The organism is Pseudomonas sp. TUM22785 (assembly GCF_028198105.1).
In the GTDB taxonomy this organism is placed as follows: domain Bacteria; phylum Pseudomonadota; class Gammaproteobacteria; order Pseudomonadales; family Pseudomonadaceae; genus Metapseudomonas; species Metapseudomonas solani.
This window is the reverse complement of sequence record NZ_CP116239.1, coordinates 5,363,174-5,390,036: the sequence shown is the minus strand read 5'-3', so window position 1 is coordinate 5,390,036 and position 26,863 is coordinate 5,363,174. Positions and strand designations below refer to the sequence as shown.

22 protein-coding genes and 1 tRNA gene are annotated in these 26,863 nt (G+C 67.3%); 13 read left to right on the top strand and 10 right to left on the bottom strand.

All coding sequences use genetic code 11. The features are described 5' to 3' along the window. Positions 1 to 40: 40 nt before the first annotated feature. The 4 genes from PI990_RS24395 to PI990_RS24380 all read right to left on the bottom strand — a co-directional run bounded on the left by PI990_RS24395 (position 41) and on the right by PI990_RS24380 (position 4,878). Positions 41 to 583 carry a cytochrome b gene (locus PI990_RS24395; RefSeq protein WP_271658723.1) on the bottom strand — a complete coding sequence of 181 codons (543 nt, stop codon included), beginning with the start codon at positions 581 to 583 and terminating at the stop codon, positions 41 to 43. Between the two features lie 128 nt (positions 584 to 711). After that, positions 712 to 1,974 carry a virulence factor family protein gene (locus PI990_RS24390; protein WP_271658722.1) on the bottom strand — a complete coding sequence of 421 codons (1,263 nt, stop codon included), beginning with the start codon at positions 1,972 to 1,974 and terminating at the stop codon, positions 712 to 714. A gap of 7 nt (positions 1,975 to 1,981) precedes the next feature. Beyond that, on the bottom strand, positions 1,982 to 4,630 hold the full coding sequence (mprF, locus tag PI990_RS24385; protein WP_271658721.1) for a bifunctional lysylphosphatidylglycerol flippase/synthetase MprF: 2,649 nt from the start codon (positions 4,628 to 4,630) through the stop codon (positions 1,982 to 1,984). A gap of 171 nt (positions 4,631 to 4,801) precedes the next feature. Then, positions 4,802 to 4,878: transfer RNA gene (locus PI990_RS24380), tRNA-Met, on the bottom strand. A 433-nt stretch (positions 4,879 to 5,311) separates the two neighbouring features. Between PI990_RS24380 and PI990_RS24375 the strand changes: the two genes are divergently transcribed. After that, positions 5,312 to 5,797 (top strand): hypothetical protein, encoded by a 486-nt coding sequence (locus PI990_RS24375; protein WP_271658720.1) that lies wholly within the window; start codon positions 5,312 to 5,314, stop codon positions 5,795 to 5,797. A gap of 109 nt (positions 5,798 to 5,906) precedes the next feature. Then, positions 5,907 to 6,962, top strand: a complete 1,056-nt coding sequence (gene dinB, locus PI990_RS24370) for a DNA polymerase IV (protein WP_271658719.1) — start codon at positions 5,907 to 5,909, stop codon at positions 6,960 to 6,962. A 3-nt stretch (positions 6,963 to 6,965) separates the two neighbouring features. Here dinB and PI990_RS24365 read toward each other — a convergent pair whose 3' ends face one another. From PI990_RS24365 to PI990_RS24350, 4 genes are all read right to left on the bottom strand, one after another. Continuing rightward, positions 6,966 to 7,370, bottom strand: coding sequence for an META domain-containing protein (locus tag PI990_RS24365; RefSeq protein WP_184487707.1), 405 nt, complete (start codon positions 7,368 to 7,370; stop codon positions 6,966 to 6,968). Then, on the bottom strand, positions 7,367 to 7,804 hold the full coding sequence (locus PI990_RS24360; protein ID WP_021221474.1) for a hypothetical protein: 438 nt from the start codon (positions 7,802 to 7,804) through the stop codon (positions 7,367 to 7,369). Before PI990_RS24360 ends, PI990_RS24365 begins: the two co-directional genes overlap by 4 nt. Before the next feature lie 35 nt (positions 7,805 to 7,839). Next, positions 7,840 to 8,823 (bottom strand): 2-hydroxyacid dehydrogenase, encoded by a 984-nt coding sequence (locus PI990_RS24355; protein ID WP_271658718.1) that lies wholly within the window; start codon positions 8,821 to 8,823, stop codon positions 7,840 to 7,842. Positions 8,824 to 8,888: 65 nt separating this feature from the next. Continuing rightward, a complete protein-coding gene (locus PI990_RS24350) occupies positions 8,889 to 11,648 on the bottom strand; it encodes an ATP-binding protein (RefSeq protein WP_021221472.1) in 2,760 nt (919 codons plus the stop codon). A gap of 141 nt (positions 11,649 to 11,789) precedes the next feature. Between PI990_RS24350 and PI990_RS24345 the strand changes: the two genes are divergently transcribed. From PI990_RS24345 to PI990_RS24315, 7 genes are all read left to right on the top strand, one after another. After that, positions 11,790 to 12,500, top strand: a complete 711-nt coding sequence (locus tag PI990_RS24345; protein ID WP_021221471.1) for a response regulator transcription factor — start codon at positions 11,790 to 11,792, stop codon at positions 12,498 to 12,500. Next, positions 12,500 to 13,834, top strand: a complete 1,335-nt coding sequence (locus PI990_RS24340; protein ID WP_271658717.1) for a HAMP domain-containing sensor histidine kinase — start codon at positions 12,500 to 12,502, stop codon at positions 13,832 to 13,834. Before PI990_RS24345 ends, PI990_RS24340 begins: the two co-directional genes overlap by 1 nt. 163 nt (positions 13,835 to 13,997) lie before the next feature. After that, entirely contained in the window at positions 13,998 to 16,253 is a 2,256-nt protein-coding gene (locus PI990_RS24335; protein WP_271658716.1) for a TonB-dependent siderophore receptor, read from the top strand. An 83-nt stretch (positions 16,254 to 16,336) separates the two neighbouring features. Continuing rightward, positions 16,337 to 17,860, top strand: a complete 1,524-nt coding sequence (locus tag PI990_RS24330) for a class I SAM-dependent methyltransferase (RefSeq protein WP_271658715.1) — start codon at positions 16,337 to 16,339, stop codon at positions 17,858 to 17,860. A gap of 10 nt (positions 17,861 to 17,870) precedes the next feature. Then, on the top strand, positions 17,871 to 18,155 hold the full coding sequence (locus PI990_RS24325) for an iron transporter (protein WP_271658714.1): 285 nt from the start codon (positions 17,871 to 17,873) through the stop codon (positions 18,153 to 18,155). After that, a complete protein-coding gene (locus PI990_RS24320; RefSeq protein WP_271658713.1) occupies positions 18,152 to 19,717 on the top strand; it encodes a PepSY-associated TM helix domain-containing protein in 1,566 nt (521 codons plus the stop codon). The genes PI990_RS24325 and PI990_RS24320 overlap by 4 nt, the downstream gene beginning before the upstream one ends. Position 19,718: 1 nt before the next feature. Further along, entirely contained in the window at positions 19,719 to 20,054 is a 336-nt protein-coding gene (locus PI990_RS24315) for a DUF3325 domain-containing protein (RefSeq protein WP_271658712.1), read from the top strand. A 24-nt stretch (positions 20,055 to 20,078) separates the two neighbouring features. Here the strand turns inward: PI990_RS24315 and PI990_RS24310 are convergent, their stop codons facing one another. Continuing rightward, on the bottom strand, positions 20,079 to 20,900 hold the full coding sequence (locus PI990_RS24310; RefSeq protein ID WP_271658711.1) for a tetratricopeptide repeat protein: 822 nt from the start codon (positions 20,898 to 20,900) through the stop codon (positions 20,079 to 20,081). A gap of 2 nt (positions 20,901 to 20,902) precedes the next feature. Then, the gene (locus tag PI990_RS24305; RefSeq protein ID WP_184488101.1) at positions 20,903 to 21,583 is read right to left on the bottom strand and encodes a Fe2+-dependent dioxygenase; all 681 of its coding nucleotides are present in this window, start codon (positions 21,581 to 21,583) and stop codon (positions 20,903 to 20,905) included. A 207-nt stretch (positions 21,584 to 21,790) separates the two neighbouring features. Between PI990_RS24305 and PI990_RS24300 the strand changes: the two genes are divergently transcribed. The 4 genes from PI990_RS24300 (at position 21,791) to rlmD (ending at position 26,788) form a co-directional block, all read left to right on the top strand. Further along, positions 21,791 to 24,115, top strand: a complete 2,325-nt coding sequence (locus PI990_RS24300; RefSeq protein WP_271658710.1) for a TonB-dependent receptor — start codon at positions 21,791 to 21,793, stop codon at positions 24,113 to 24,115. A gap of 231 nt (positions 24,116 to 24,346) precedes the next feature. Further along, on the top strand, positions 24,347 to 25,249 hold the full coding sequence (gene cysM, locus PI990_RS24295; protein ID WP_021221461.1) for a cysteine synthase CysM: 903 nt from the start codon (positions 24,347 to 24,349) through the stop codon (positions 25,247 to 25,249). Then, complete coding sequence (locus PI990_RS24290; protein ID WP_271658709.1) at positions 25,246 to 25,446, top strand: hypothetical protein; 201 nt, start codon at positions 25,246 to 25,248, stop codon at positions 25,444 to 25,446. The genes cysM and PI990_RS24290 overlap by 4 nt, the downstream gene beginning before the upstream one ends. Next, complete coding sequence (rlmD, locus tag PI990_RS24285; protein ID WP_271658708.1) at positions 25,433 to 26,788, top strand: 23S rRNA (uracil(1939)-C(5))-methyltransferase RlmD; 1,356 nt, start codon at positions 25,433 to 25,435, stop codon at positions 26,786 to 26,788. Before PI990_RS24290 ends, rlmD begins: the two co-directional genes overlap by 14 nt. Positions 26,789 to 26,863 lie beyond the last annotated feature (75 nt).

The window sequence follows — 26,863 nt, the reverse complement described above, 5'->3', positions numbered from 1 at the left end:
AAAGCCCGGGCATGGCCCGGGCTTTTTCATGGGGTGTCGATCAGTCGCGGCCGGGCAGCATGCGCCGCACGGTGTCGTCCTTGCTGATGAAGTGGTGGAACAGCGCGGCCACCGCGTGCAGGCCGATCAGCCAGTAACCGAGGACGGCCACGGTCTCGTGCACTTCCTTGATCTGGCCGGCGAGGTCGGGGTTCTTGTCGATCAGCGGCGGCAGCTCCAGGCCGAAGAAGGGGATCGGCTTGCCGGCGGCGCTGAGGATCAGCCAGCCAGCGAACGGCAGGCCCAGCATCAGGCCGTACAGCGCCAGGTGCGCCAGCTTCGCCAGGGCGTTCTGCCAGGCCGGTGGGGTCGGGGTGATCGGCGGAGTGGGGGAGAGGAAGCGTGCGGCGATGCGCACGAACACCAGGGCAAATACCGAAAGGCCCAGCATGAAGTGCCATTGCTTGAGCAGTTCGCGGGTTTCGCTGCCCTTGGGGAAGTTGCCCTTCAGCTCGATGGTGGCGTAGACGGCGGCGATCAGCAGCAGCATCAGCCAGTGCAGGGCGATGGAAAGTTTCCCGTAGCGGGAGGTCTGGGTGGTCATCACGGCTCCTTGTTGTCCCGCATCGTGGCGGCGGGCTTGTCCTCAGTTTAGCGGCCGTGGCTTAAGTGAAAATGAAGCAGATCAAAAGTCGCGCCACACGCCACCTGGCGGGTGGCGTGCAGGTGGCGTCATGGGGCAGGCTGGCGCTTGGCGATGGCGGTGACCAGGCGTTCCGCCAGCGCCGGGTAGTTTTCGTCGTAGTGGTGGCCGCCGGGCAGCGCCAGCACTTCACCTGGGGCGCCGGGCTGGGTACAGCCGCTCTCGCTGGCCTCTTCCTTGCCATAGACGCAAAGCACCTTCTCGGCCGGCAGCTTGATCAGTTCCGGGCCGGTGGGCGCTTCCTGGCCGGCCTTGCCGAGCCAGCCCTGCACCTCGATCTCGAAGCTGCCGCTGCGCGCCAGGGCCAGCAGGAGGATGGCGTCCACCTGCTGCTGGTCCGCCTTGGGCAGGCGGTTGTAGAAGGCCGGCAATACATCGGCGCCGAAGGAGTAGCCGGCCAGTACGAAGCGCTGGGCGCCCCATTTCTCGCGGTACTGCTTCATCAGCCGGCTGAGGTCGGCGGCGCCCTGTTCGGGGCTTTTGTGCTGCCAGAAGTAGCGCAGCGCATCGATGCCGACCACCGAGTGGTCGCGCTTGGCCATTTCCTCGGCCACGGCGCGGTCCAGGTCACGCCAGCCGCCGTCGCCCGAATAGAACAGGGTGACGGTGGAGGAGGGCTTGGCGGCGGGAACCTCGACCACCGGCATCTGTGTGCCTTCGCCTTGAAGCAGGGCGCGCAACTGCTCGTTGAGCAGCTGGGGCAGGGTGGTGTCGTAGTCACTGATGCTGGTGTCGGCGTTGGCCTGCTCTCGGGCGAAGGCGGCACTGGGATCGTCCGGGTTGTCGTTCCAGGCGATGCTCCAGTGGCCGTGGGGGGCGGTCTTGGGCAGCGGGGTCGGGCAGTCGGCGTGTTCCAGGCTGAAGTCGATGGACAGGGCGCGTGCCTCGTCCTTGCCCTGGCCGGCCAGCCAACGCCAGGCGAAGGCGGCTCCTGGGCCTATGCCCGCCACCAGGGTCGGTTCGCCCTGGAGCAGCTCCTGCGCGTTCTGGAGCAGGTGCTGCTGGGCGTCGCAATCATTGGCCGGCAGGGCCAGTTGCACGATGCGGGCGGCGCTGTCGTGAGCGAGGGCCAAGAGCTCGGCTTCCTTCAGTTGCTGCTCGGCATCCACCAGCACCAGCACCCGCGCCTTGGCATCCGCTGGCGGGGTCGCCAGGGTGGCGGGGCTGCCGTCCGCCAGCTGCTTCTGTTCGACCCGTGCCTGGGGCGCAGGGCGGCTCCAGAGCGCCAGGCCGACGCCGATGGCGAGAAGGATGACGACCACCAGGATGCGCTGCCATTTATGTTTGAGCATGGTTCCCTCAGCGTTTGACCAGTCCGGTGAAGCCGCCGGCGATAAGCGCGGCGGTATCGGCCAGCGCCACTAGCGGGTCGAGGCCGGCGGGCACTGCCATGTAGCGCGGCTCCCACTCGGGCTGGAACTTGTCCTTGAAGCGGCGCAGGCCCTGGAAGTTGTAGAACTGCTCGCCACGGCGGAACACCAGGGCGCCCAGGCGCTGGGTCAGCGGCGCACCACGGCGCGGCTGCAGGCCGGCCAGGGGCACCATGCCCAGACTGAAGCGTTCATGCCCGCGCTCCTTGAAGTGCAGCAGCAGGTTGAGCATGAGGAATTCCATGGTCAGCTTGGGCGCTTCGGGGTGCACGCGCATCAGGTCCAGGCTGGCCAGGTCGCTGCTGCTGGTCTCCAGCAGGTTGGCGAAGGCCATGGCCTTGCCTTCGAAGGAAACCACCGCAATGCGGAAGTGCTTGAGGTAGTCCGGGTCGAAGCGGCCCAGGGAGAAGCCCTTCTCGCGCACCTGCTTGCCCTGCATCCAGGCTTCGGAGATGGCTTGCAGCGTCTCCAGGGGCGCCAGCCCGGCGTCGAATATCTCCATCGACAGGCCGTCACGTTGGCCCCGGCTGAGGGTGTAGCGCAGATCCTTCATGGCCTTGTTCTTGGCTTCCAGGTCGAAGCGGCGCAAGTCGACCCGCGCCTCTTCGCCGAGCTTCAGGGCGCTGAGGCCGATATCCATGTAGTAGGGCAGGTTCTCCGCACGTACCTGGTAGAACACCGGGCGCGCGTGGTGCACGTCGCAGAGGTCGCGGAACTGCCAGATCAGCTCGGCACGGTGGTTGGCCTTGCCGATGGGGTCGAACAGCGCCACCAGGCTGCGCCCGCGACGGGCGAACATCAGGAAGGCGTCCTCCTCGGGGTGGAACAGCAGCGCCTTGTCGCCGGTGAGTACCAGGCCGCCGTCGGGCTGGCCGGAGGCCTTGACGATCTCGCTGGCCTTGAGCAGCTCTTCCTCGGTGGGCTCGTGGATCACCAGGGGGATCGGTCGCAGCAGCCAGATCAGTGCCAGGCCGGCCAGCAACAGGCCGCTGCCCAGGGTCGCGCGCAGGGTGCGCGGGGCGTCGGCGTCCACGGCGAACTGCCAGAACAACTCATGGCTATAGGGCACGTCCTGGTAGGCGAAGAACATCAGCCACAGCGACGCCGCCAGCACGCAGGCGCTGGCACCCAGGTTGACCGGCGAGAAGGGCATCTCCAGCAGGCGGCTGGGGCGGTAGAAGGCGTTGCGGAACATCGCCAGGAGGATGGCGGTGAGCACCAGCAGGCTGGCTTCTTCCCAGTCGAAGCCCTTGAGCATCGACAGGCCGGCACCGGCCAGCAGCAGGATCACCGTCAACGCCCAGGCCGCCGACAGGCGCCGGCGCAGGCCGTGGGCCAGCAGCAGGCAGAGTACGCCCACCAGGCTGGCGGCCAGGTGCGAGGCGTCGATCAGGCGATGGGGGATCAGGAAGCTCAGGTGCTCCAGGCGGGTGTCGATGGCCGGGGTGGCGCCGGAGAACAGCAGCACCACGCCGGAGAGGAACACCATCAGCGACAGCACCGGCGCGGCCAGGCCGGAGGCGGCGCGTACCGCCTGGCGCCCGGCGGGCAGGAAGCGCTGCGCCTCGTTGGCCAGCAGCAGCAGGCAGGCGAGGATCAGCGGCAGGCCCACATAGATGAGGCGGTAGAGCAGCAGCGCGGCGGCCAGGGGCGCTGCACCGAGCTGGCCGGCAAAGGCTGCCAGCAGTACGGCCTCGAAGACACCGACGCCGCCCGGCACGTGGCTGAGCACGCCGGCGGCCAGGGCCAGCAGGTAGACCAGCAGGAAGGCACCCAGGGGCGGCGCTTCCGGCAGCAGCACATAGAGCACGGCGGCGGCAGCGCAGACATCGATCAGGGTGATCAACAACTGCAGCGCCGACAGCTTCAGCCCCGGCAGGCGCAGGGTGCGATGGCCGATGCGGATGTTCACGCAGCCCGGGGTCGGCGCCACCGGCTCGCGCAGGCGCGACAGCCAGAGCACGGCGATGACGGTGGCCGCGATCACCGCGCTGGCGATGATCGCCACCAGGGTGGTGGAAATGCGCAGGGCCTGGGCGGCGGCCGGCAGGTCGCTCAACGCGGCCACGGCGGCCAGGGGCGGCAGGGCGCTGCCCAGGGCCAGGCTGGCGAACAGGGTGATGCGGGCGATATCCCCAGTGCCGACGTTGTCGCGGCTGTAGAGGCGGTAGCGCACCGAGCCGCCGGTGATCACCGACAGGCCGATGGCGTTGCCGATACCGGTGGCGCAGAAGCTGCCCAGGGCCATGCGCGGGAAGGGCAGCTTGACCCCGGCGAAGCGGCAGCCGGACCACTCGTAGCCCATCAGCGCGACGAAGCCGATCGCCGTGGCGCCGATGGCCATCAGCAGGCTGGTGCCGGGCACATCCCGCACCGCCGTGCGCAGCGCATCGGGGTCGAGCTCGCGCAGCAGGTGCCAGCAGGCGACCAGGCCGATGGTGAACAGCAGAAGGGTAAAGGCCAGCCCGATGGGCTGTCGGTAGGCGCTTATGCGGTCGAGCCAGCGCAGTTGCGCAGGTTCGTCCTGCAGGGTGGGATCTTCGGGGAGCGGGTTTTCAGCGGTGGAGTTGGCGCGCATCGAGCACCTCATGCAATGTGCGCCACAGGATGTGGGCAGCGCGGGCAAGTTCCAAGCCCCGTCATGCAATATTTTCCATGGCTCATGGCCTGACCGAGGGAGGAGCGGCTATAGCCTAAGAAAAGACGCCCAAACGAAAAAGGCCACTCTTTCGAGTGGCCTTTCCGTATTTGGTTGCGGGAGCTGGATTTGAACCAACGACCTTCGGGTTATGAGCCCGACGAGCTACCAGACTGCTCCATCCCGCGTCTGTGGGTCGGCATTCTAGCGATTTAATTCACCCTGTCAACGCCTGATTCAGAAAAAAGTGTTTTTTCTTCAGATGCTTAGCGTGGACCGTGCGGTCAGGTACCCGTGCAGCCTTAGTGGCGTGCAGTTTTACAGGGTTTTGACAGGGGGATTACAGGTAAAGGAGAGCAGTTGGGGGAAACCTCGGGGCCGGAACGGGGAACCAGCCCCGAGGGCGACAGGAAATCCATTTCCTGGCCGCTGGTCGAGAGTACCGGGCGGTGCCTGTAGGAAACTTCCAGCCACCGGTAGGCTCAGGCTGATTCCGGTTCGAGGGCGTTGTAGCGGGCAGGGCGCTGGCGATACTGCCCCGGCTTTCGGGGCGCACCCTTCGGCGCGCCGGCCTTATACCTGCCGCCCTGTTTCGCCGGGGCGCTTAGTTGTGGAGTTCCCATGACCCTCGATTCCCTTTGCCGCCTCGTCCTTGAGCCGGCCCTGTCCCTGCTGCCCGATGAGATGAATAGCCCCGAGGCGCAGTTGATGCTGCTCGCCATCGCCTTGCAGGAAAGCGGCTTGGACAAGCGCCCCCTGGCCGAAGGCGGGCCCCACAGTTATTGGCAGTCAGGCTCGCCCGACGAGATGGTGCATTTCGTTCTGCGTTGCCCGGTCACCCGCGACCTGGCCGTGGCGGTGTGCGATGCCCGCCAGGTGCCGCCGGTGGATGAGCGGGTGCGCGCCGCGCTGGAGCATGACGACGTGCTCGCTGCCGCCTTCGCCCGCCTGCTGCTGTGGACCGACCCGGCGCGTCTGCCTGCTATCGATGAGGTGGACGCCGCCCATGACCTCTATATGAGGACCTGGCGCACGCCCGACCCCCGCCCGGAACTCTGGTGTGAGCACCACGCTCGGGCCCTGAAGTCCTGGCTGTCCGCCCCCTGAAACCCGCCGGACAAATCAGCTAGAATTTGCCGCCTCCCGTTCGCGGAGGCCCCCGGCGGCATTCGCCCGCCCGAGCGTGCTTCCTTCGCTCCATCGGTATCAGGCGTTCATGAGTCAAAGGAAGATCATCCACATAGATTGCGACTGCTTCTATGCAGCCATCGAGATGCGTGACGACCCGTCGCTGGCTGGCCGGCCCCTGGCGGTCGGCGGCTCGGCGGATCGGCGCGGGGTGATCGCTACCTGCAACTACGAGGCGCGCGCCTATGGCGTGCGTTCGGCCATGTCGTCGCATCACGCTCTGAAGCTGTGCCCGGACTTGCTGATCGTGCGCCCGCGCTTCGACGCCTACCGTGAGGCCTCGCGGGAGATCCACGCCATCCTTCGTGATTTCACCGAGATCATCGAGCCGTTGTCCCTTGATGAGGCTTACCTCGACGTTTCCGAGAGCCCGCACTTCAGTGGCAGCGCCACACGCATCGCCCAGGAGATCCGCAAGCGGGTCTGGCAGGAGCTGCGCATCACCGTCTCGGCCGGGGTAGCGCCGAACAAGTTCCTGGCCAAGATCGCCAGCGACTGGCGTAAACCCAATGGGTTGTTCGTGATCACGCCCGACCAGGTGGACGACTTCGTCGCCGAGCTGCCGGTGAGCAAGCTGCATGGGGTGGGCAAGGTCACGGCGGACAAGCTCGGCCGCCTCGGCGTCATCAACTGCGTGGACCTGCGCGAGTGGAGCCGCGTGGCTCTGGCTCGCGAGTTCGGCAGTTTCGGCGAGCGCCTGTATGGGCTGGCGCGGGGCGTCGATGAGCGCGCGGTGCAGGTGGACAGTCGCCGTCAGTCATTGAGCGTGGAGAACACCTTCGATCAGGACCTGCCCGACCTGGGCGCGTGCCTGGAGCGCCTGCCGGAGCTTTACGAGGAGTTGCAGCGGCGCCTGCAGCGGCTGGATTCCAGCTACAAACCGGGCAAGCCGTTCGTGAAGCTGAAATTCCACGACTTCTCCCAGACCACCCTGGAGCAGGCGGGCGCCGGGCGTGATCTGGACAGCTACAAGCTGCTGCTGGGGGCGGCCTTCGCGCGCGGCGACAAACCGGTGCGGCTGATCGGCGTCGGCGTGCGCCTGCAGGACCTGCAGGGCGTCGCCGAGCAACTCAAGCTCTTCTGAAACTCAGCGTTCCGGCCACAGGCGCAGCGGCTTGCCTTCGGCGGGCCACAAGCGCAGCTGTTCGATCGCCGAGAAGTCCCAGCGCTGCACGCCCGGCAGGGCGTCGAGGAAGCGCTGTTCCTGCTCCATCAGCGCCGGTGCACACATCTTGCGGGTGCTGCCGGCGGGGCCGAAGCTGATCCTGTCGTCCTTCAGCTCGTAGGAGGCGAACCAGTGGTTGCAGCCGGCGTTGCCGTAGGCGCGGCCATCGCGGCCGAGGGTGATGGTCAGGTGGCTGTTGTCGATCAGCGGGCGTTCGCCGATCCATTCCACCTGGTAGGTGCGTTCGGTCTCGATGCTCGGGCCCTCGCTGGCGCAGCCCGCCAGGGTCGCGGCGGCGAGGCCGAGGATCAGCGCATTGTGGTTCATGGGGTCTCCTTGCGGCATTGCGGGCAGAGGTGCTTGCCGTCCCTGTTCACCCAGCCCAGCTCGGTGATGCGCGCTTCGGCGGCGGGGGCCTGCGCGGCCTTGCCCAGGCTGGAGTCGACGGCGAACTCGAAGTCCAGGCGCTTGGCGCAGGCGTCGCAGTCGACGTGCCAGTTGAGGATGGACAGCTCCTTGAACACCGGGCCCTTGGCCACGGCCAGCCATTGGCCGGGCGGGTTGATCAGGTGGCGGACCTTCTCCACTTCCAGGCGCATGGCCAGGTCGCGGCTGCCCTTGAGGGTGACGACCAGAGTGTCGCCGTTCTGGATCGAGCCACCGGTGCCGGTGACCTGATAGCGGCCCGGCGCGAGCGCGCGGCATTCGCTGAGGGTGTGAGCGGGGTTGAGCAGGTTGTAACGGAAATCGTGTTCGGCCATAGGTCCTCCAGAAGCGCCGCGCATGCTAACACGGCCTAGGTGTCGACCTGGTTGCACGGCCGCCCGGCGGCCCAGGCGGCGATGTTGTCGAGGGTGGTGCGGGCGATGGCCGTCAGCGCCTCGCGGGTGAGGAAGGCCTGGTGCGCGGTGACGATGACGTTGGGGAAGGTCAGCAACCGCGCCAGCACATCGTCCTGCAGCGGCAGGTCGGAACGGTCTTCGAAGAACAGGTTCGCTTCCTCTTCATACACATCCAGGCCCAGGTAGCCGAGCTGGCCGCTTTTCAGCGCCTCGATCAGCGCCGGGGTCTCCACCAGTGCGCCGCGTCCGGTGTTGATCAGCATCGCGCCGGGTTTCATCTGCTGCAGGCTGGCGGCGTTGATCAGGTAGCGGGTGGCGTCGTTGAGCGGGCAGTGCAGGCTGATGATGTCGCTCTCGGCAAGCAGCTCATCCAGGGGCAGGTAGCGCGCGCCCAGGGCTTCCACCGCCGGGTTGGGGAAGGGGTCGTAGGCCAGCAGCTGGCAGCCGAAGCCGGCCATGATGCGGGCGAAGGTTTCGCCGATCTGCCCGGTGCCGACCACGCCCACGCGCTTGTTCACCAGGTCGAAGCCGGTGAGGCCGTGCAGGCTGAAGTCGCCTTCGCGGGTGCGGTTGTAGGCGCGGTGCAGGCGTCGGTTGAGGGCGAGGATCAGCGCCACCGCATGCTCGGCGACGGCGTGGGGCGAGTAGGCCGGCACCCGCACCACGGTGAGGCCGAGCTCGCGGGCGGCCTTGAGGTCGACATGGTTGTAGCCGGCCGAGCGCAGGGCGATCAGGCGCGTGCCACCGGCCACCAGGTGCTCCAGCACCGGCGCGGATAGGTCGTCGTTGATAAAGGCGCAGACCACGTCGAAGCCGTTGGCCAGGGCCGTGGTGTCCAGGGTCAGCCGGGCTGGCTGGAAGTGCAGTTCGATACCGGCGGCGACGCCGAGGAAGCTGTCGCGGTCGTAGCTCTGGCTGCTGAAAAGGATGGTACGCATCGGCTCTCCTTGCGTTGCCCGGCCGTCTGCGTGGCCAGGCAACATGCGCCTTGCATCAGGTCGGTTCAGGCATTGACCCGGGTTTCCCCGGCCAGGCGGACGATGGCCACGTCCAGGTCGTCCAGGGCCTGGCGGTAGGCCGGGTCGTTCTTCTTCAGCAGGGTTTCGCTGCGCTGGCAGGCCGCGCGCAATTGCGGCACGCCGCAGTAGCGGGTGGCGCCATGCAGGCGGTGCACGCGCTCCAGCAGCGTGGCGTGGTCGTCGCTGTCCAGTGCCTGGCGGATGGCCTGGCGGTCGGCGGCCAGCGAGGCCAGCAGCATCGCCAGCATGTCGGCGGCGAGATCGGCCTTGCCGGCTGCCAGGCGCAGGCCTTCTTCCGGGTCCAGCACGCTGGGCTCATCGTCGTTGGTCGGGTGTTCGGCGCTGCGGTCGGGGGCGGGGCTGTGCAGGCTCAGGCCCGTCCATTTGAGCACCACCTGGGCCAGTTGGCGCTCGCCGATGGGCTTGGTGAGGTAGTCGTCCATGCCGCCCTGTAGCAGGGCGCGTTTCTCGTTGGCCAGGGCGTGGGCGGTGAGGGCGACGATGGGCACAGGGCTCAACTCGCTGCCGGCTTCCAGGCGGCGGATTTCCTCGGTGGCCTGGCGCCCGTCCATGCCGGGCATCTGCACGTCCATGAGAACCAGGTCGAAGTTGTGCTGTTGTGCGGCCTCGACGGCGGCATAACCGCTGTCCACCGCCGTCACCAGTGCGCCCATGTCGCCGAGCAGGGTTTCCACCAGCAGCAGGTTGGCCGGGTTGTCGTCCACGCAGAGGATCTTCGGCGCGCGGGTGCTCTGCGGCTGCGGCGCTTCCAGGCGGGGTTGTTGGCGCGGGCTGACCAGGCCGGTGAGGGCGCGGTGCAGCTTGCGCGTGCAGGCCGGCTTGGCCTGCAGCTGGTTGTGCGAGTCGGGCAGCACCTGGTGATAGAGCGCCTGTTCGGTGGTGGGGCAGAGCACCAAGCTCTTGCAGCCCAGCTGCTCCAGGTCCCAGATGTACTGGCTGAGGCGATCGGGCGGCAGTTCGCGGGCGGTAACGCCCATGACGGCGAAGGCCACGGCCCGGGGGCCATTGCGCTGGGTTTCCACCGCCTCCAGCAGGGCATCAAGGCTGGGATGGTCCTGCACCTCCAGGCCGCAATCCTCCAGTTGGTGGTGCAGGGCCTGGCGGGCCAGCTCCTGGGGTTCGAACACGGCGGCGTAACGTCCGGCCAGCAGGGCCTTGGGCAGGTCGTCGGCGTCATCGCGGGCCTTGGGCAGGCTGACGCTGATCCAGAACTCCGAGCCTTCGCCCGGGGTGCTGGCCACGCCGATCTCGCCGCCCATCTGCTCGATCAGGCGCTTGGAGATGACCAGTCCCAGCCCGGTGCCGCCGGCCTGGCGCGACAGCGAGTTGTCGGCCTGGCTGAAGGCCTGGAACAGCGCGCGCAGGTCTTCGTCGGAGAGGCCGATGCCGGTGTCCTGCACGCTGATGCGCAGCTGCACCAGGTCGGCATCGCTGTCGTCCTCGAGCATGGCACGCACGGCGATGGTGCCTTCGCGGGTGAATTTGATGGCGTTGCTCACCAGGTTGGTCAGCACCTGCTTGAGGCGCAGCGGGTCGCCTACCAGCTGCAGCGGGGTGTCGCGGTAGACCAGGCTGACCAGCTCCAGGCGCTTCTCGTGGGCGGCGGGGGCGAGGATGGTCAGGGTGTCCTGGATCAGGTCGCGCAGGTTGAAGGGGATGTTCTCCAGCACCAGCTTGCCGGCCTCGATCTTCGAGAAGTCGAGGATTTCGTTGATGATGCCCAGCAGGTTGTCGGCGGATTTCTCGATGGTCGACAGGTAGTCCTGCTGGCGCGGCGACAGCTCGCTCTTCTGCAGCAGGTTGGTGAAGCCGAGGATGCCGTTGAGCGGGGTGCGGATCTCGTGGCTCATGTTGGCGAGGAACTCGGACTTGATCCGGCTCGCCTCCAGGGCCTCCTTGCGCGCCAGGTCCAGCTCGATGTTCTGGATCTCGATGGTTTCCAGGTTCTGGCGGACGTCTTCGGTGGCCTGGTCGATGTTGTGCTGCAGTTCTTCCTGGGCGCTCTGCAAGGCCTCGGCCATGCGGTTGATGCCGCCGGCCAGCTCGTCCATCTCGTGGTTGCCCAGTTGCGGCAGGCGGGTTTCCAGGCGACCTTCCTTGAGCAGCGCCACGCCTTGCTTGATGCGCCGCAGCGGTTCGTTGATCTGGTGGCTCATGCGCAGGGCGAGCAGGGCCGTGACGGCGAGGCCGGCGGTGATCAGCAGCAGGCTGGCGAACAGGCTGCGATAGCCCTTGAGCAGGGTGCCGTGGTGGGACATCTCCAGCTCCACCCAGCCCAGCAACTGGTCGTTGCCAAGTTTCGCAGTGTCGCCGGAAAGCACCCGGTGGCGCTCGAACACCGGCTGCATGAAGCGCGTGGCGTCGGTGTTGCTGGTCAGGCTGAGGTGGCTGCCGTCGTTGTCCGGGCTGCTGTTGAGCATGCTCGGGCCAGCGTGGGCGAGGCGCGCGCGCTCGAGGCTGAGGAAGCTCACTGCACGCACATCAGGCTGGTCCAGCGCATGGTCGGCGATGCGCTCCAGCAGCACCGCATCACCTCGCACCAGGGCGGGGGCGGCCAGCGGTGCGAGCTGCTCGGCGATCATCTGCCCGCGTTGCAGCAGTTGCGCCTGCATGTCGGAAAGCTGCGCCCAGATGAAGTAGCCACCCAGCACCATGGCCAGCAGGCTGGTGGGCAGGAGGGTGAGCAGCAGAACGCGGCCCTTGATGCCTAGATCCTTGTACACGCTCATTCCTTGCGAAGGTGAATGCCGGGAGTGTAGCGACTCGGGCGGTCGGAATCCTCTCGCTTATAGATGGGAATCCCGCTTGCAATTTGCCAAAATGCGATTCTATTAACGAATTATTCGCATTTGCTGGTGGTTCCCATGAACGGCAGTACCCCTCAGAGCGCCCGCATCCTCGCCATCGAGGACGATCCCGTACTGGCTGCTCACCTCTGTGATCATCTCGGCCGTCGCGGCTTCGACGTGACCTTGCGGCAGAACGGCGACGAGGGACTGGGCCTGGCCTGCGCCGAGGATTTCGACCTGATCCTCATGGACATCCTGCTGCCCGGCCGCAGTGGCCTGGAAGTGCTCGCCGAGCTGCGCCGTCGCCGTGGCGTGCCGGTGATCCTGATGTCGGCGCTGGGCGCCGAGCAGGATCGCATCGCCGGTTTCAGCCAGGGCGCCGACGACTACCTGCCCAAGCCCTTCAGCATGGTGGAGATGCAGGTGCGGGTGGATGCGGTGCTGCGTCGCGTGGCCTATGAGCGCCGCGAACCCGAGCAGCCCAGCGAAGAGCTTGAGCTGAAGTTCGACGAAGCGCGCTCGGACGTCGTCTACAAAGGCCAGTGGGCTGATCTGACGCCTACCGAATTCCGCCTGTTGGTGACCTTCTCGCGGCACATGGAAGAGGCGCTGAGCAAGGCCTTCCTCTATCAGCATGTGCTGCATCGCGCCTATTCGCAGCACGACCGCAGCCTGGACATGCACGTCAGCCACATCCGCCGCAAGCTGGCGCGGCTCGACTATGCCGATTGGCGGCTCGAGACCGTCTGGGGCAAGGGCTATGTGCTGACCAACGGGAAAAGCTGATGCCTGGCCGCCATTCGCTGTTCTGGAAGCTGGCGATCATCCTCGTCGGCTTCTGTCTGGTGATGATCGCCCTGACGCTGTCGTTCGGCCAGATGATCGGCCAGCGCACTTCCTTCCTCTCCGATGATGCCCGCCAGGTGCTGCGGGGCTATGCACAGGAGGCCGAGCAGGCCTGGAAGCAGGGCGGTGCCGCGGGTGTCGACGCCTTCCAGGCAAGCCTGGAGCAGCGCGAAGGCAGCTGGGCGTTGCTGCTCGATTCGCACCTGTTCCCTCTCGGCAGCCGCGCCATCACCGATGACCAGCGCCAGCGCCTGAGTTTCATGCGTCGTCTGGAGTGGCCGATGGGGCGCCAGTCGGCTGAGCCGCGCACCCTGAGCATCCCCTTCGACGAGGGGCGTGCGCAGCTGGTGATGCTGCTGCCCGAGCGCTTCAGCCCCTGGGGGCCGCGACCGGTGCTGTTCTTCCTTGCGCAGAAGGTGGTCCCCGGTTTGCTGGCGCTGCTGCTGTGCCTGCTGCTCTACCGCCTGCTGATCTCGCCGTTGCGCCATCTGCGCGAACAGGCCAACGCGCTGCGTGGCGACCAGTTGTCCACCCGTGTGGCGCCCAGCGTCAGCCGCCGTCGCGACGAGCTGGGCGAGCTGGCCCGCGCCTTCGATCACATGGCCGGGCGCCTGGAGAACACCGTGTCCTTCCAGCGCCAGCTGCTGCGCGACCTGTCCCACGAACTGCGAACCCCCCTCAGCCGCCTGCGCGTAGCGGGGGAGAGCGAGCTGGACGTGGAAGGCCTGCGCCAACGCCTGGAGCGCGAGGTGCAGAGCATGCAGCAACTGGTGGACGACACCCTGGAACTGGTCTGGCTGGACACCGAGCGCCCACAGCTGCCCCTGGAGGAGATCGAGGTGCGCTCGCTGTGGGGTGTGATCTGCGAGAACGCCTGCTACGAGAGCGGCTGGCCGGCCCGGCAGCTGGTGTGCGACCTGGGGCCGGAGTGTCGGGTGCTGGGCAACCTCAATGGTTTCGCCCAGGCGTTGGAGAACATCCTGCGCAACGCCATTCGCCATTCACCGCCGGGCGGGGTGATCCGCCTCGGTGGGCAACTGCAGGACGGTTACTGGGAGCTGTGGCTGGAGGACCAGGGCGGCGGCGTCGGCGACGGCCAGCTGGAAACCATCTTCCGCCCCTTCACGCGGCTCTGCGCGGCGCGCCCGGGCGGCGAGGGATTCGGCCTCGGCCTAGCCATCGCGCGGGGCGCCATGCGCTCCCAAGGCGGCGACCTATGGGCGGAGAATACTGGCGAAGGGCTGCGCCTGAACCTGCGGTTGGCAACTGTATAGATTGTAAATGAGCTTTACTCTCAAATAGGAATAAATACCATTTGCGCCGACCCGCGCGGACTGCGGGGCATGCCGAATGGTTCCAGGCTCCATGGCCCACCCGCCACGAGCCGTTCGTCCCGCCTGCTGTCCTGCGCTCGCCCTTGCAACAGGAGTGCTCGACATGCAACCCCGATTCAAGCTCAACCACCTGACCCTGGCCGTGCTGGCCGCTTCGGCCCCGATGCCGGCGCTGGCCGACACCATCGAACTGGATAGCGATGAGCAGGCTGTGGCGACCAGCGACCAGCCGGTGGAACACGGCCAGGCCCTGGAGCTCGGCGAAACCCACGTGCTGGGTACCGCCGAGGAAGAGCTGAAGCAGGCACCGGGCGTGTCGATCATCACCGCCGAGGACATCAAGAAGCGCCCGCCGGCCAACGACCTGTCCGACATCATCCGCCGCGAGCCGGGGGTCAACCTCACCGGTAACAGCACCAGCGGCAACCGTGGCAACAACCGCCAGATCGACCTGCGCGGCATGGGCCCGGAAAACACCCTGATCCTCATCGATGGCAAGCCTTCGACCTCGCGCAACGCCGTGCGCTACGGCTGGAACGGCGACCGCGACACCCGTGGCGAAACCAACTGGGTGCCGGCCGAAGAGGTGGAACGCATCGAGATCCTCCGGGGCCCGGCGGCGGCTCGCTACGGCTCCGGTGCCATGGGTGGCGTGGTGAACATCATCACCAAGCGCCCGACCGAAGAGCTGCGCGGCTCCATGACCGTCTACACCATCCTCCCCGAGGACGATGCCGAGGGGGCCGGCCGCCGCACCAACTTCAACCTCAGCGGCCCGCTGACCGATTCCCTGGCCTTCCGCCTCTACGGCGGTGCCAGCAAGACCGACGCCGACGACGCCGACATCAACGCCAGCCACCAGAGCGACCCCACCTCCCTGGTGGCCGGCCGCGAAGGCGTGCGCAACAAGGACATCAACGGCCTGCTCAGCTGGCAGTTGAACCCGGAACAGACTCTTGACCTGGAGGCCAGCTACAGCCGCCAGGGCAACATCTTCGCCGGCGACACCATGCTCAACAATGGCGCGGCCTTCGTCAGCAGCCTGGTGGGCTCCGAGACCAACGTGATGCAGCGCAGCGCCTACGCGCTGACCCACCGCGGTGACTTCGAGTGGGGCACCTCCGAGGCCAGCCTGGCCTACGACTACACCCGCAACTGGCGCCTCAACGAAGGCCTGGCCGGCAGCTCCGAAGGCGCCCCTTCCGATGGCGCTGGCGCCTTCACCTCCCGGCTGCGCAACACCCGCGCCAGCGGCGAGGTGAACCTGCCCTTGAGCCTTGGTTTCGAGCAGGTGCTGACCCTGGGCGGCGAGTACCTCTACGAGACCCTCAACGACCCGGGCTCCCTGCGCACCCAGAGCTTCGACCCCGGCAGCTCGGGCCTGCCGGCCCTGGCGGGCTTCGCACGGGGCAACACCAAGACCGACGCCCGCAGCTTCGCGCTGTTCGCCGAGGACAACATCGAAGTGGGCAGCCGCACCATCGTCACCCCGGGGCTGCGCTACGACGAGCACGAGGAGTTCGGCGGCAACTGGAGCCCCAGCCTCAACGCCTCCCACAAGCTGACCGACGTGCTGACCCTCAAGGGCGGTATCGCACGGGCCTACAAGACGCCCAACCTCTACCAGTCCAACCCCAACTACCTGCTCTACAGCATGGGTAACGGCTGCAACGCCGGCCAGACCAACACCGGTGGCTGCTACCTGGTGGGCAACCCGGACCTGAAGCCGGAAACCAGCATCAACAAGGAAATCGGCCTCGCCCTGGACATGGGCCAATGGCGCGCCAGCGCGACCTACTTCCGCAACGACTACAAGAACAAGATCATCGGCAGCAACGACTTCCTCTACCGCCTGAGCAACGGCCGCCGGGTACAGGAGTGGGAGAACGCCGGCAAGGCGGTGGTCGAGGGCATCGAGGGCAACTTCTTCATCGCCCTGACTCCGAGCCTGGACTGGAACACCAACTTCACCTACATGATCGAGTCCGAGGATCGCGACACCGGCGAGCCGCTGAGCATCATCCCCGAGTACACCCTCAACAGCACCCTGGACTGGTACGCCACCGAGCAGCTGTCCCTGCAGCTCAACGGCACCTACTACGGCAAGCAGGAGGCCCCCGCGCTCAACCAGCGCACCAACCAGGCCTATGCCACCGCCGCGCAGAAGGACGTCGACCCCTACGGCCTGATGGGCGTCAGCGCCGGCTACGAGTTCAGCGAGAACTACAGCGTGCGGGTGGGTATCAACAACCTCTTCGACAAGCGCATCTACCGTGAGGGCAACGCCGCTGACGCCGGTGCCAACACCTACAACGAACCAGGCCGCGCCTATTTCGCATCGGTCACCGCCTCGTTCTGAACCGCGCTCCTTGCCCACCCCCGTGGTGGGCGTTCGGCTCTGCCAGGCCTTGCCTGGCAGAGTTTTTTCATCAGGGCTCGAACATGAAGTTATGGAATGACGGCTACCTGGCCGACTTCCCCTACCCGCACCAGGTGCACCCGGAGCTGTCCCCCACTTGGCTGGCGGCAGTGCTCACCGCCCTGGGCCAGCGTGCGCCCGAACCGGGCGCGGGTTTCAGCTACTGCGAGCTGGGTTGCGGCCAGGGCCTGAACAGCCTGCTGCTGGCGGCGGCCAACCCCGCCGGGCGCTTCCTGGCGGTGGATTTCAACGCCCGTCACATCGACCACGGACAACGCCTGGCGCTGGCCGCGGGGCTCGACAACCTGGTCTTCCGCCAGGCTGGCTTCGTCGAGCTGGCGGACGAGGAGGGTGGTGAGGCCTTCGATTTCATCGCCCTGCACGGGGTGTTCTCCTGGGTGTCGCCGGCCAGCCGCGCGGCCATCCTGCGTTTCGTCGAGCGCCGCCTTAAACCGGGTGGCGTGCTCTACCTCGCCTACATGAGCCACCCCGGGCTGTCGGCTTTCGTCAGCGCCCAGCGCTTCATCTGGCAGGCCGCGCAGCGCGCCGAGGGTGACCCGGTACAGCGCCTGCGCATCGCCCTCGACGCCCTGCAACGCTGGCAGGTGGCGGGCGCCGGGTACTTCATCGAGCACCCCGACGTGGCGCGGCGCCTGGCGTCCGGCCGCGGGCAGGACCTGGCCTTCCTCGCCCACGAGCTGCTGTGTGAGCACTGGGCGCCCCTGCATTCGGCCGAGGTGATCGAATCCCTCGCTGCCGTTGGCTGCACCTTCGTCGGCAGCGCCACGCCACTGGAAAACATCGACGAACTCGCCGTGCCCGGCCATTGCCTGCCGCTGCTGGCCGAGCTCGACGATGTGGCGCAGCGGGAGTCGGCACGGGACATGGGCTGCAACCAGTCGCTACGCCGCGACCTCTATGTGCGTACCCCGCGCGCACTGAGCGCGGAGGAACACCGCCAGGCGCTGCTGGATGGCTGCTGGGCCGGCACGCCCGATGCGCCGGATCAGGGCGCGCTGCGCTTCGATACCCGTATCGGCCCGGTGGAGGGCGAGGCGACGCTGTTCTCGCCGCTGCTCCAGGCCCTAGCCGAAGGGCCGCAGCGCTTCACCGAACTGGCAAGTCGCCCGGCCCTGGCCAGCCAGCTGTCCGGCCTCAACCGTGCCTTGCAGATGCTCGCCTGGGCCGGCCACGCCCACCCCATGTTGACCGGCGCGGTGGCCGCCGAGCGCTGTCAGGGCCTCAACCGTTTGCTGGCCGAGGGTGCACTGCTTGGCGAGGGCTATGGCCACCTGGCGGCGCCCAGCCTGGGTGCCCCCGTAGCGGCCAGCCCCCTGGAAATGGCCTGCGCCCGGGTGCTGCTGGAGCACCCGCAGCTGCGCGGCAGCCTGTTGCGGGAAACCGCCCTGGCGCTGTTGCGCCGCCACGGCTGGCAGGTGGAAGACGCCGCCGGGCATTGGCAGCGCTTTGAAGCCCGCACGCTGCCAGCCTGGCTGCAACTGGGCGTGGTGGCCGGAGATGCCCGCCCGCCGGAGAACCAACGATGAGGAACGCACCATGACCCTGCCCACCTGGTTGCCCGTCACCTCCCGCGTGCTGGCTGCGCTGGTGGGGGGCTACGCCTTCACCTACGCGCTGACCGCGGCGCTGGGGCGGCTGCTGCCGCTGCACCCGATGGACGCCATGGTGGTCGCCACCCTGCCGAGCTTCGCCCTGTACACCCTGGCCATTCTCTGGGCCTTCGCCGCCCGTGATGCCTGGTGGGCCTGGGGCGGCGCCGCGCTGGCGCTGCCCCTGGCGGGCATCGGCTTCTGGCCGCAACTGCTGGAGCGCCTGGGATGAAACGCACCCTGACCCACTCCATGTCCTGGCTGCACACCTGGAGCGGCCTGGTCTTCGGTTGGCTGCTGTTCGCCATCTTCCTCACCGGCACCCTGGCCGTGTTCGACAAGGAGATCGATACCTGGCTGCGCCCGGAGATACCGGCGGTCGAGGTGAGCCAGGTGGACGCGGCGCGTGTCGCCCTGGGCTGGTTCGCCTTGCATCACCCGCACGCCGAAGCCTGGAACATCGCCCTGCCCACGGAGCGTTCGCCCGGTCTCGGCGTGTCCGCCGGCGAGCAGCGCCGTGGCGGCGGCCTCCAGCTCGACCCGCGCAGTGGCGAGCGCATCGAGGCCCGGGATACGGCGGGCGGGCTGTTCTTCTTCCGCTTCCACTTCACCCTCGACCTGCCGCGCGACATCGGCATCTGGCTGGTGGGCCTGGCGGCGATGGCGATGCTGGCGCTACTGGTGAGCGGGATCGTCATCCACAAGAAATTCTTCAAGGAGTTCTTCACCTTCCGTCCGGGCAAGGGGCAGCGCTCCTGGCTGGATGCGCACAACGCGGCGGGTGTGCTGGTGCTGCCCTTCCACCTGATGATCACTTACACCGGCCTGGTGATCTTCTACCTGATCTACATGCCTGCCGCGCTGGATGCGCTGTTCGACGGCAACCGCGAGGCGGCCTTCGGGCGCGGGCCACAGGGGGGCGAGCAGCACCAGGGGCGCAGGCCGCAAGGGCAGGGCGACGGGACAGGGCACGAGGTTGTCGCGCGCGCCGAGCTGGCCGACCTCGGCCCATTGCTGGAGGAGGCGACCCGGGTGCTCGGACCGGTCGCTGGTCTGTCCATCCGCAACCCGGGGCGGGTGGATGCGCGCATCGAGGCGCGACCGGTGCTGGGCAACCGCATCGAGTTGACCAAGGGCCAGAGCATGCTGTTCGACGGGGTGACCGGCAAGGTGCTGCGCATGCCCAGCGAGAGCCGGCCGGCGCCGCTCACCCAGCGGGTGATGGCAGGGCTGCATTTCGCCCAGTTCGGCGGTTACCCGATGCGCTGGCTGTACTTCGTCTGTGGCCTGGTGAGCAGCGCGATGATCGCCACCGGGCTGGTGCTGTTCAACGTCAAGCGCAGTCGCCGCCCCGATGCCGAGGGCGCGCTGGCGGCTGCGTTCTACCGGGTGGCCGAGCCGGTGAACGTGGCCGTGGTGGCGGGCCTGACCCTGGCCTGCATCGGGCTGTTCTGGGCCAACCGTCTGCTGCCGGTGGAGCTGGCCCAGCGCGGTCACTGGGAAACCCGGGTGTTCTTCGCCATCTGGGCCCTGAGCCTGGGGCATGCCTGGCTGCGCCCGAGCCTGGTGGCCTGGCGTGAGCAACTGGGGTTGGCCGCGCTGCTCTGCCTGGGCCTGCCCCTGGCCAGCGCCATGACCCTGGAGGCGCCCTGGGCCGAGCGGACCCGGCTGTTGCTGGAGCTCACCGCTTGCGGCTGCGGCCTGTTGCTGGCCTGGACCGCGCTGAAGGTGCACAGGAAAACCGGGCAACCGGTGGCAACGCGGGCGGCACGCAAGCTGGCGGAGGTGAACTGAGATGGCGACTGCTTTCTTCGCCGGACTCTGGCTGGCCTACGGCGGGATGCTGGCGCTGTGCATGGGCATGGAGCGGCACTTCAAGCAGGTCTGGCAGCGGTTGCCGGCCCCCCTGCTGCGTCGCGGCCTGCGCGTTGGCGGTTGGCTGGCGCTGGGCTTGAGCTTGGTCGCCAGCGTTGCCGCCTGGGGCTGGGCGATGGGCCCGGTGGGCTGGTTCGGGATGCTGTCCGTGGCAGGGTTCGGGCTGGTGCTGCTGCTGCCGTACCGGCCACGCCTGGCGGCCTGGCTGCCCCTGGCCAGCGCTCCTTTGCTGGCGCTGATCGGGTTGCTGACCTGACGTTGCCGGGTCGTAGCCCGGGCTTCAGCCCGGGAGGGGCGCTGCAACGGCCGTGCTCGGTGCCTGGTAATCCCGCAGTGCCTGCCCGTCATGTTCGTCACCCAGCTCCGCCGCGCGCTGGTGATAGGCCAGGGCCAGCTCGCGCAGCTCGGCCTGTCGCGCGTTGGCCAGGCTGGTGCGAGCGACCCGAAGGAAATTGAGGTTGCCGCCGACCAGGGCTTCGCGCAGCCAATGCAGGGCTTCGTTCAGCTCACCGGCTTCGGTCAGTACCGCGGCATGGCTGAACTGACCGCGGAAATCACCCGCCAGCGCCGAGCGGCGGTACCACTCGCGCGCCTGCTGGGCGTCCACCGGCACGCTGATGCCTTCTTCAAAGTAGCGCCCCACCAGGTTCATCGACTTGGCGTGCCCGGCTTCGGCTGCCTGCAGGTAGAGGGCGAAGGCGGCGGCCTGGTCGCGCTCGACGCCACGCCCGGTGGCCAGCAGCCCGGCGTAGTTGTAGGCGGCCCAATCGAGGCCTTGCTGCATCGCCAGGCGGTAGTGATGGGCGGCGCCGGGCAGGTCCTGTTCACCCCCCCAGCCGTGCTCCAGGCAGCGGCCGAGCATGTTGCGCGCCATGGCGTGGCCTTGTTCGGCAGCGATGCCGAACCAGGTGCGCGCCAATGCTGGGTCGCGCTCTATGCCCTGGCCGTCGAGGAGGATCTGCCCCAGCAGCGCCTGGGCTTCCGGCGCCCCCTGGCGGGCGGCGGCGAGCAGGCTGCGGGCGACGTCACGGGGTTCGCCGGCCAGGCGCTCCTGTAGGGCCTGGGCGTCCAGGGTCTCCTGGCGGCGCAGGACGAAGGCCATGCTCAGAGCTCCGCCCAGCGGCGTAGCAGGTTGTGGTAGTTACCGGTCAGCTGCACCAGTGCGGGGTGGTCCGGTACGTCGCGGGTCAGGCTCTGGATGGCCTGGTCCATCTCGTAGAGGAGGGTGCGCTGGCCGTCGTCGCGGACCATGCTCTGGGTCCAGAAGAACGAGGCGATGCGCGCGCCACGGGTCACCGGCTCGACCTTGTGCAGGCTGTGGGACGGGTAGATGACCAGGTCGCCGGCGGCGAACTTCACCCGTTGGGTGCCGTAGGTGTCCTGGATCACCAGTTCGCCGCCGTCGTAGCTGTCCGGCTCGCTGAAGAACAGCGTCGCTGAGACGTCGGTGCGCACCTGCTCCGGGCTGCCCTGGATGCGGCGGATGGCATTGTCGATGTGGTAGTCGAAGGTGCCGCCACCCGAGTAGCGGTTGAACAGCGGCGGGTAGACCTTCAGCGGCAGCACGGCGGAAACGAAGAGGGGGTGGCTCCACAGGCGCTGCAGCATCGCGGCGCTGATTTCCTTGGCCAGGGGGTGGCCTTCCACCAGTTGCTCGTTGTGCTTGGCCCTCGCCGACTGATGCCCGGCGGTGATGCGGCCGTCCATCCAGTCAGCCTGTTCCAGCGCCTCGCGGATGCGGGCGGCCTCGTCGGGGGTGAATACGCCGGGTATGCGCAGGAGCATGGTCATCGGCCTCCGGATGGGAAAATGGCGCGGATAGTAGTGATTTTCATTTGATACTTACAAGCGGATTCGCGAGGGCTGCCGACGACCCGTCATGACAAGTGTAAATATTGTAAAAAAGACGCAAATGAGAATTCTTGGCAATTGCTACTGTAAATATTTTGAAATAGATTCCGCGACCTCTGAAATCCCTGGGGAGGGAAAACGATGTCGCGTCAGCTGCTCGAGTCCACTGTTTCTGCCCAGCGCCTGCTGGCTTCCGCCATCGGCGTCGCCCTGTCGGCCGCCTCCATGGCGCCGGTCGTCCATGCCGCACAGCCGGAAAAGAAGGACGGCGAGAAGGATGGCGTGATTTCCCTTGATGCCACCTCGGTGGTGGGCGAGCAGATCGAGAGCGAGGACTACCAGGTCCAGCGTTCCGCCTCGCAGAAATACACCGCGCCGCTGGTGGACACCCCGCGTTCGGTCACCGTGATTCCGCAGCAGGTGATCAAGGACACCGGCGCGCTGTCCCTGCAGGATGCCCTGCGCACCGTTCCCGGCATCACCATGGGCGCGGGCGAGGGGGGCAACCCCCAGGGCGACCGCCCCTTCATCCGGGGCTTCGATGCCCAGTCCGATACCTATCTGGACGGCGTGCGTGACACCGGCGCACAGACCCGCGAGATCTTCGCCATCGAGTCAGTAGAAGTGAGCAAGGGCCCGAACTCTTCCTTCGGCGGCCGCGGCTCGGCCGGCGGCAGCCTCAATCTGGTGACCAAGAAGGCGCACCTGGGCGACTCCATCGACGGCGGCTTCACCTGGGGCTCCGACCAGACCCAGCGCTACACCGCCGACATCAACCAGCAGTTCCTCGACACTGCGGCGTTCCGCCTCAACCTGATGAGCCACGAGAGCAACGTGGCCGGCCGCGACAAGGTCAATTACGACCGCTGGGGCGTCGCGCCCTCGCTGGCCTTCGGCCTGGGCACCGACACCCGGCTGAACCTCGATTTCTATCACATGGAAAGCAACGACCTGCCGGACTCGGGCATCCCCTACGGCTACTCGGTGGGCACCACCCACACCGCCGCCAGCCCGGACAAGCCCGTCGACGGCGGTGACAGCAGCAACTTCTATGGCCTGACCAACCGCGACTTCCGCAAGACCCGGGCGGACATCGCCACCATCGCCATCGAGCACGACCTGACTGATTCGCTGACCATCAAGAACACCCTGCGCCATGGCAACAGCATGCAGGACTACATCCTGACCCAGCCGGACGACAGCAAAGGCAACGTGCGCAATGGCAACGTATGGCGCCGCGCCAACACCCGTGTGGGCAACACCGCCACCACCACCAACCAGACCGACCTGTTCGGTGACTTCCAACTGGCGGGCTTCAAGAACAGCTTTTCCACGGGCATCGAACTGTCCCGCGAGGAGTCCGATCGTTCCACCTACACAGTGGCCAACTCGGTAGGCACCGGTAACCTCAACTGCCCGACCACTGGCGCGAGCACCGGTTACAACTGCACCTCCCTGGGCAACCCCAATCCGGATGACCCCTGGGCCGGAAGCGTGGCGCGCGACTATTCGGGAACCGTCACAACGGGTGACACCCGCGCGATCTACGCGTTCGACAGCATCGAGCTGGACCCGCAGTGGATCCTCAACCTGGGCCTGCGCTACGACAGCTTCGAGACCGATGCCAAGACCAAGGCGGCCTCGGGTGCCACCACCTTCAAGGCGTCCGACACGTCCGAGTTCGTCAACTACCAGGTGGGCCTGGTGTGGAAGCCGGCCAGCAACGGCAGCATCTACGCCTCCTACGCCACCTCCGCGACCCCGCCGGGCGCCATGCTCGGCGAGGGCACCGAGGGCAACGGCCTGCCGACGTCCGTGGGCACTCCGACCAGCATCGTCAGCGACCTGGAGCCGGAAGAGACTGTCAACTACGAGCTGGGCACCAAGTGGGACCTGCTCGATGAGCGCCTGTCGCTGACCGCTGCGATCTTCCGTACGGAGAAGGAGAACACCCGCATCCTGGTGAGCAACTACACCTACGAGAACGCCGGCAAGACCCGTGTCGACGGCTTCGAGCTGAGCGCCAGCGGCAAGCTGACCGACAAGTGGCAGGTGTTCGCCGGCTACAGCTACCTGGACAGCGAACTGGTCGACCCGGGCGCGGTGGGCAACCGTACCGGTGTGGTCACCAGCATCACCAACGCGGCCAAGGGCAACGAGATGCCCAACACGCCGAAGAACAGCTTCAGCCTGTGGACCACCTACCAGGTCCTGCCGCAGCTGACCGTCGGCGGTGGCGCCTTCTACGTGGACGACGTGTTCGGCGACAACAACAACTCCGTGTACGCCCCGTCCTACTGGCGCTACGACGCGATGGTCGCCTACAAGCTGACGAAGAACGTCGACCTGCAGCTGAACGTGCAGAACCTCACCGACGAGACCTACTACGACAAGGCCTACTCCACCCACTTCGCCAACCAGGCGGCGGGTCGCACGGCACTGCTAAGCACCAACTTCCACTTCTGACCGGTGCGGCCCTGGCCGCTCCTTCAGCCAACGAAGCCCCGGCCGCACCCGCTGCCGGGGCTTCGTCATTCAAGGGCCTTCTATATAGAGGAAGGCAGGCGATGCGTCGGCCATAGCCGCTGGTTCCATGCTTATAGCCTCATGGCATAACGCGATACGTTCCTGCGATATGGCCACCGCCGGTTTGCCGGTATCATGTGCACCCCCTGCGTCTGGATTGCGAACCTCGCCATGACCCTGCAGTACCCAACCATCGCCGACTGCATCGGCAACACTCCGCTGGTGCGCCTGCAGCGCCTGGGCGGAGATACCAGCAATACCCTCCTGGTCAAGCTCGAAGGCAACAACCCCGCGGGTTCCGTGAAGGACCGCCCGGCCCTGTCGATGATCACCCGCGCCGAACTGCGCGGCGCCATCCAGCCCGGCGACACCCTGATCGAGGCGACCTCGGGCAACACCGGCATCGCGCTGGCCATGGCAGCGGCGATCAAGGGCTACAAGATGGTCCTGATCATGCCGGACAACATGAGTGCCGAGCGCAAGGCGGCGATGACCGCCTACGGCGCCGAGCTGATCATCGTCACCAAGGAAGAGGGCATGGAAGGCGCCCGCGACCTGGCCGAGCGCATGCAGGCCGAAGGCCGCGGCAAGGTCCTGGACCAGTTCGCCAACGGCGACAACCCCGAGGCCCATTACGTGGGCACCGGTCCCGAGATCTGGCGCCAGACCCAGGGCAGCATCACCCACTTCATCAGTTCCATGGGCACCACCGGCACCATCATGGGCACCTCGCGCTACCTCAAGGAGCAGAACCCCGAGATCCAGATCGTCGGCCTGCAACCCCAGGAAGGCTCGGCCATTCCCGGCATCCGCCGCTGGCCCGAGGAATACCTGCCGAAGATCTACCAGGCCGATCGCGTCGACCGCGTCGTCGACATGGCCCAGGTCGAAGCGGAGCAGACCATGCGCCGCCTGGCCCGCGAGGAAGGCATCTTCTGCGGCGTCTCCTCCGGCGGTTCGGTGGCGGCCATGCTGCGCCTCTCCCGCGAAGTGGAGAACGCGGTGATGGTGGCGATCATCTGCGATCGCGGCGACCGCTACCTGTCCACCGGCGTGTACGACCCGATCCCGTGAAACTCGTCATTCCCCGTCCCGATGGCTGCGCAGGCCGTTACTCGCTGCGCGCCTATCGCATTCACCTGCACCCCATGAGCGGCAATGGCCGGGGCATCGCCCTGGGCGCCGCTCCGGCCGTTTCCCGTTATGCGCCGTCGGTTTTGCTGCAGCGTCCCTGGTTCCTGCCCAAGAGTGTGAAAGATGGCCAAGCGTAGTGGTGGCCTGCGGTTCCAGCCCAGTGGCGGCTCGCGCCCGGCGCAGCAGGTGCCCACCGGCAAGAAGCAGCGCCTGGCCATCGAGCGCCTGGCCAACGATGGCCGCGGCATCGCCTTTGTCGACGGACGCACCTGGTTCGTTTCCGGCGCGCTGCCGGGCGAAGAGGTGGAGAGCCGTGTGCTCGGTGCCCGCGCCCAGATAGTCGAAGCCCGTGCGGAGAAGGTGCTGGTCGCCAGCCCGCTGCGCCGCGTCGAGCCTTGTGCCCACGCCGGCCAGTGCGGCGGTTGCACCCTGCAGCACCTGCCCCACGCCGAACAACTTGCCCTGAAACAGCGCACGCTGGCCGAACAGCTGGCGCGCTTCGCCGGGCTCGAGCCCGAAGCCTTGGCCGCGCCGCTGGTGGGGCCCGAGTTGGGCTACCGCCGCCGCGCGCGCATTGCCGTGCGCTGGGACGCCAAGGCCGCGCGCCTGGATGTGGGCTTCCGCGCCGCCGCCAGCCAGTCGATCGTCGGCATCGACGATTGCGCCGTGCTGGTACAGCCCTTGCAGTCCATCGTCCGTGCGTTACCGCAACTGCTGCGCAGCCTGGAAAGGCCGCAAGCCCTCGGTCATGTCGAGCTCTTTCACGGCAATGCCTCGTCGCTGCTGCTGCGCCATACCCAGCCCCTGGGTGAGGCGGACCTGCAGCGTCTGCGTCATTTCTGCGCCGAACACCAGGCCCAGCTGTGGCTCCACGGTGCGGGCGAACCGCAGCCGGACGATGCCGCCGCGCGCCTGGGTTACCGTTTGGAACAATGGGGCCTGGAGCTGGAATACCGACCGGGGGATTTCGTCCAGGTCAACGCCGCGGTCAACGAAGCGATGGTCGCACAGGCGCTAGACTGGTTGGCACCACAGGCTTCCGAGCGGGTTCTGGACCTGTTCTGCGGGCTCGGCAATTTCGCCCTGCCACTGGCGCGCCAGGCGCGCGAAGTGGTGGCGGTGGAAGGCGTGGACGTCATGGTCCAACGCGCCCGCGGCAATGCTGTAACCAATGGTTTGGAGAATGCGCACTTTTTCCAGGCCGACTTGTCGAAGCCGCTGGCCGAGGCCCGTTGGGCTGCCCAGGGCTTCGATGCGGTACTGCTGGACCCGCCGCGCGACGGCGCGTTCGAGATCGCCCGCCACCTTGGCGAGCTCGGCGCGAAACGCGTGGTGTATGTGTCCTGCAACCCGGCGACGCTGGCACGTGACAGTGCCGAGCTGGTCCGACAGGGTTATCGGCTCAGGAGAGCCGGCATCCTCGACATGTTTCCGCAGACGGCCCATGTCGAGGCCATGGCGTTATTCGAGGCGGGCTAGGATGCTCGCGTAATCCGACTGGCCCAGAGAGGCTGGCGAACATTCGGCGTGACGGGCGTACGTCGTAGGGAAGGT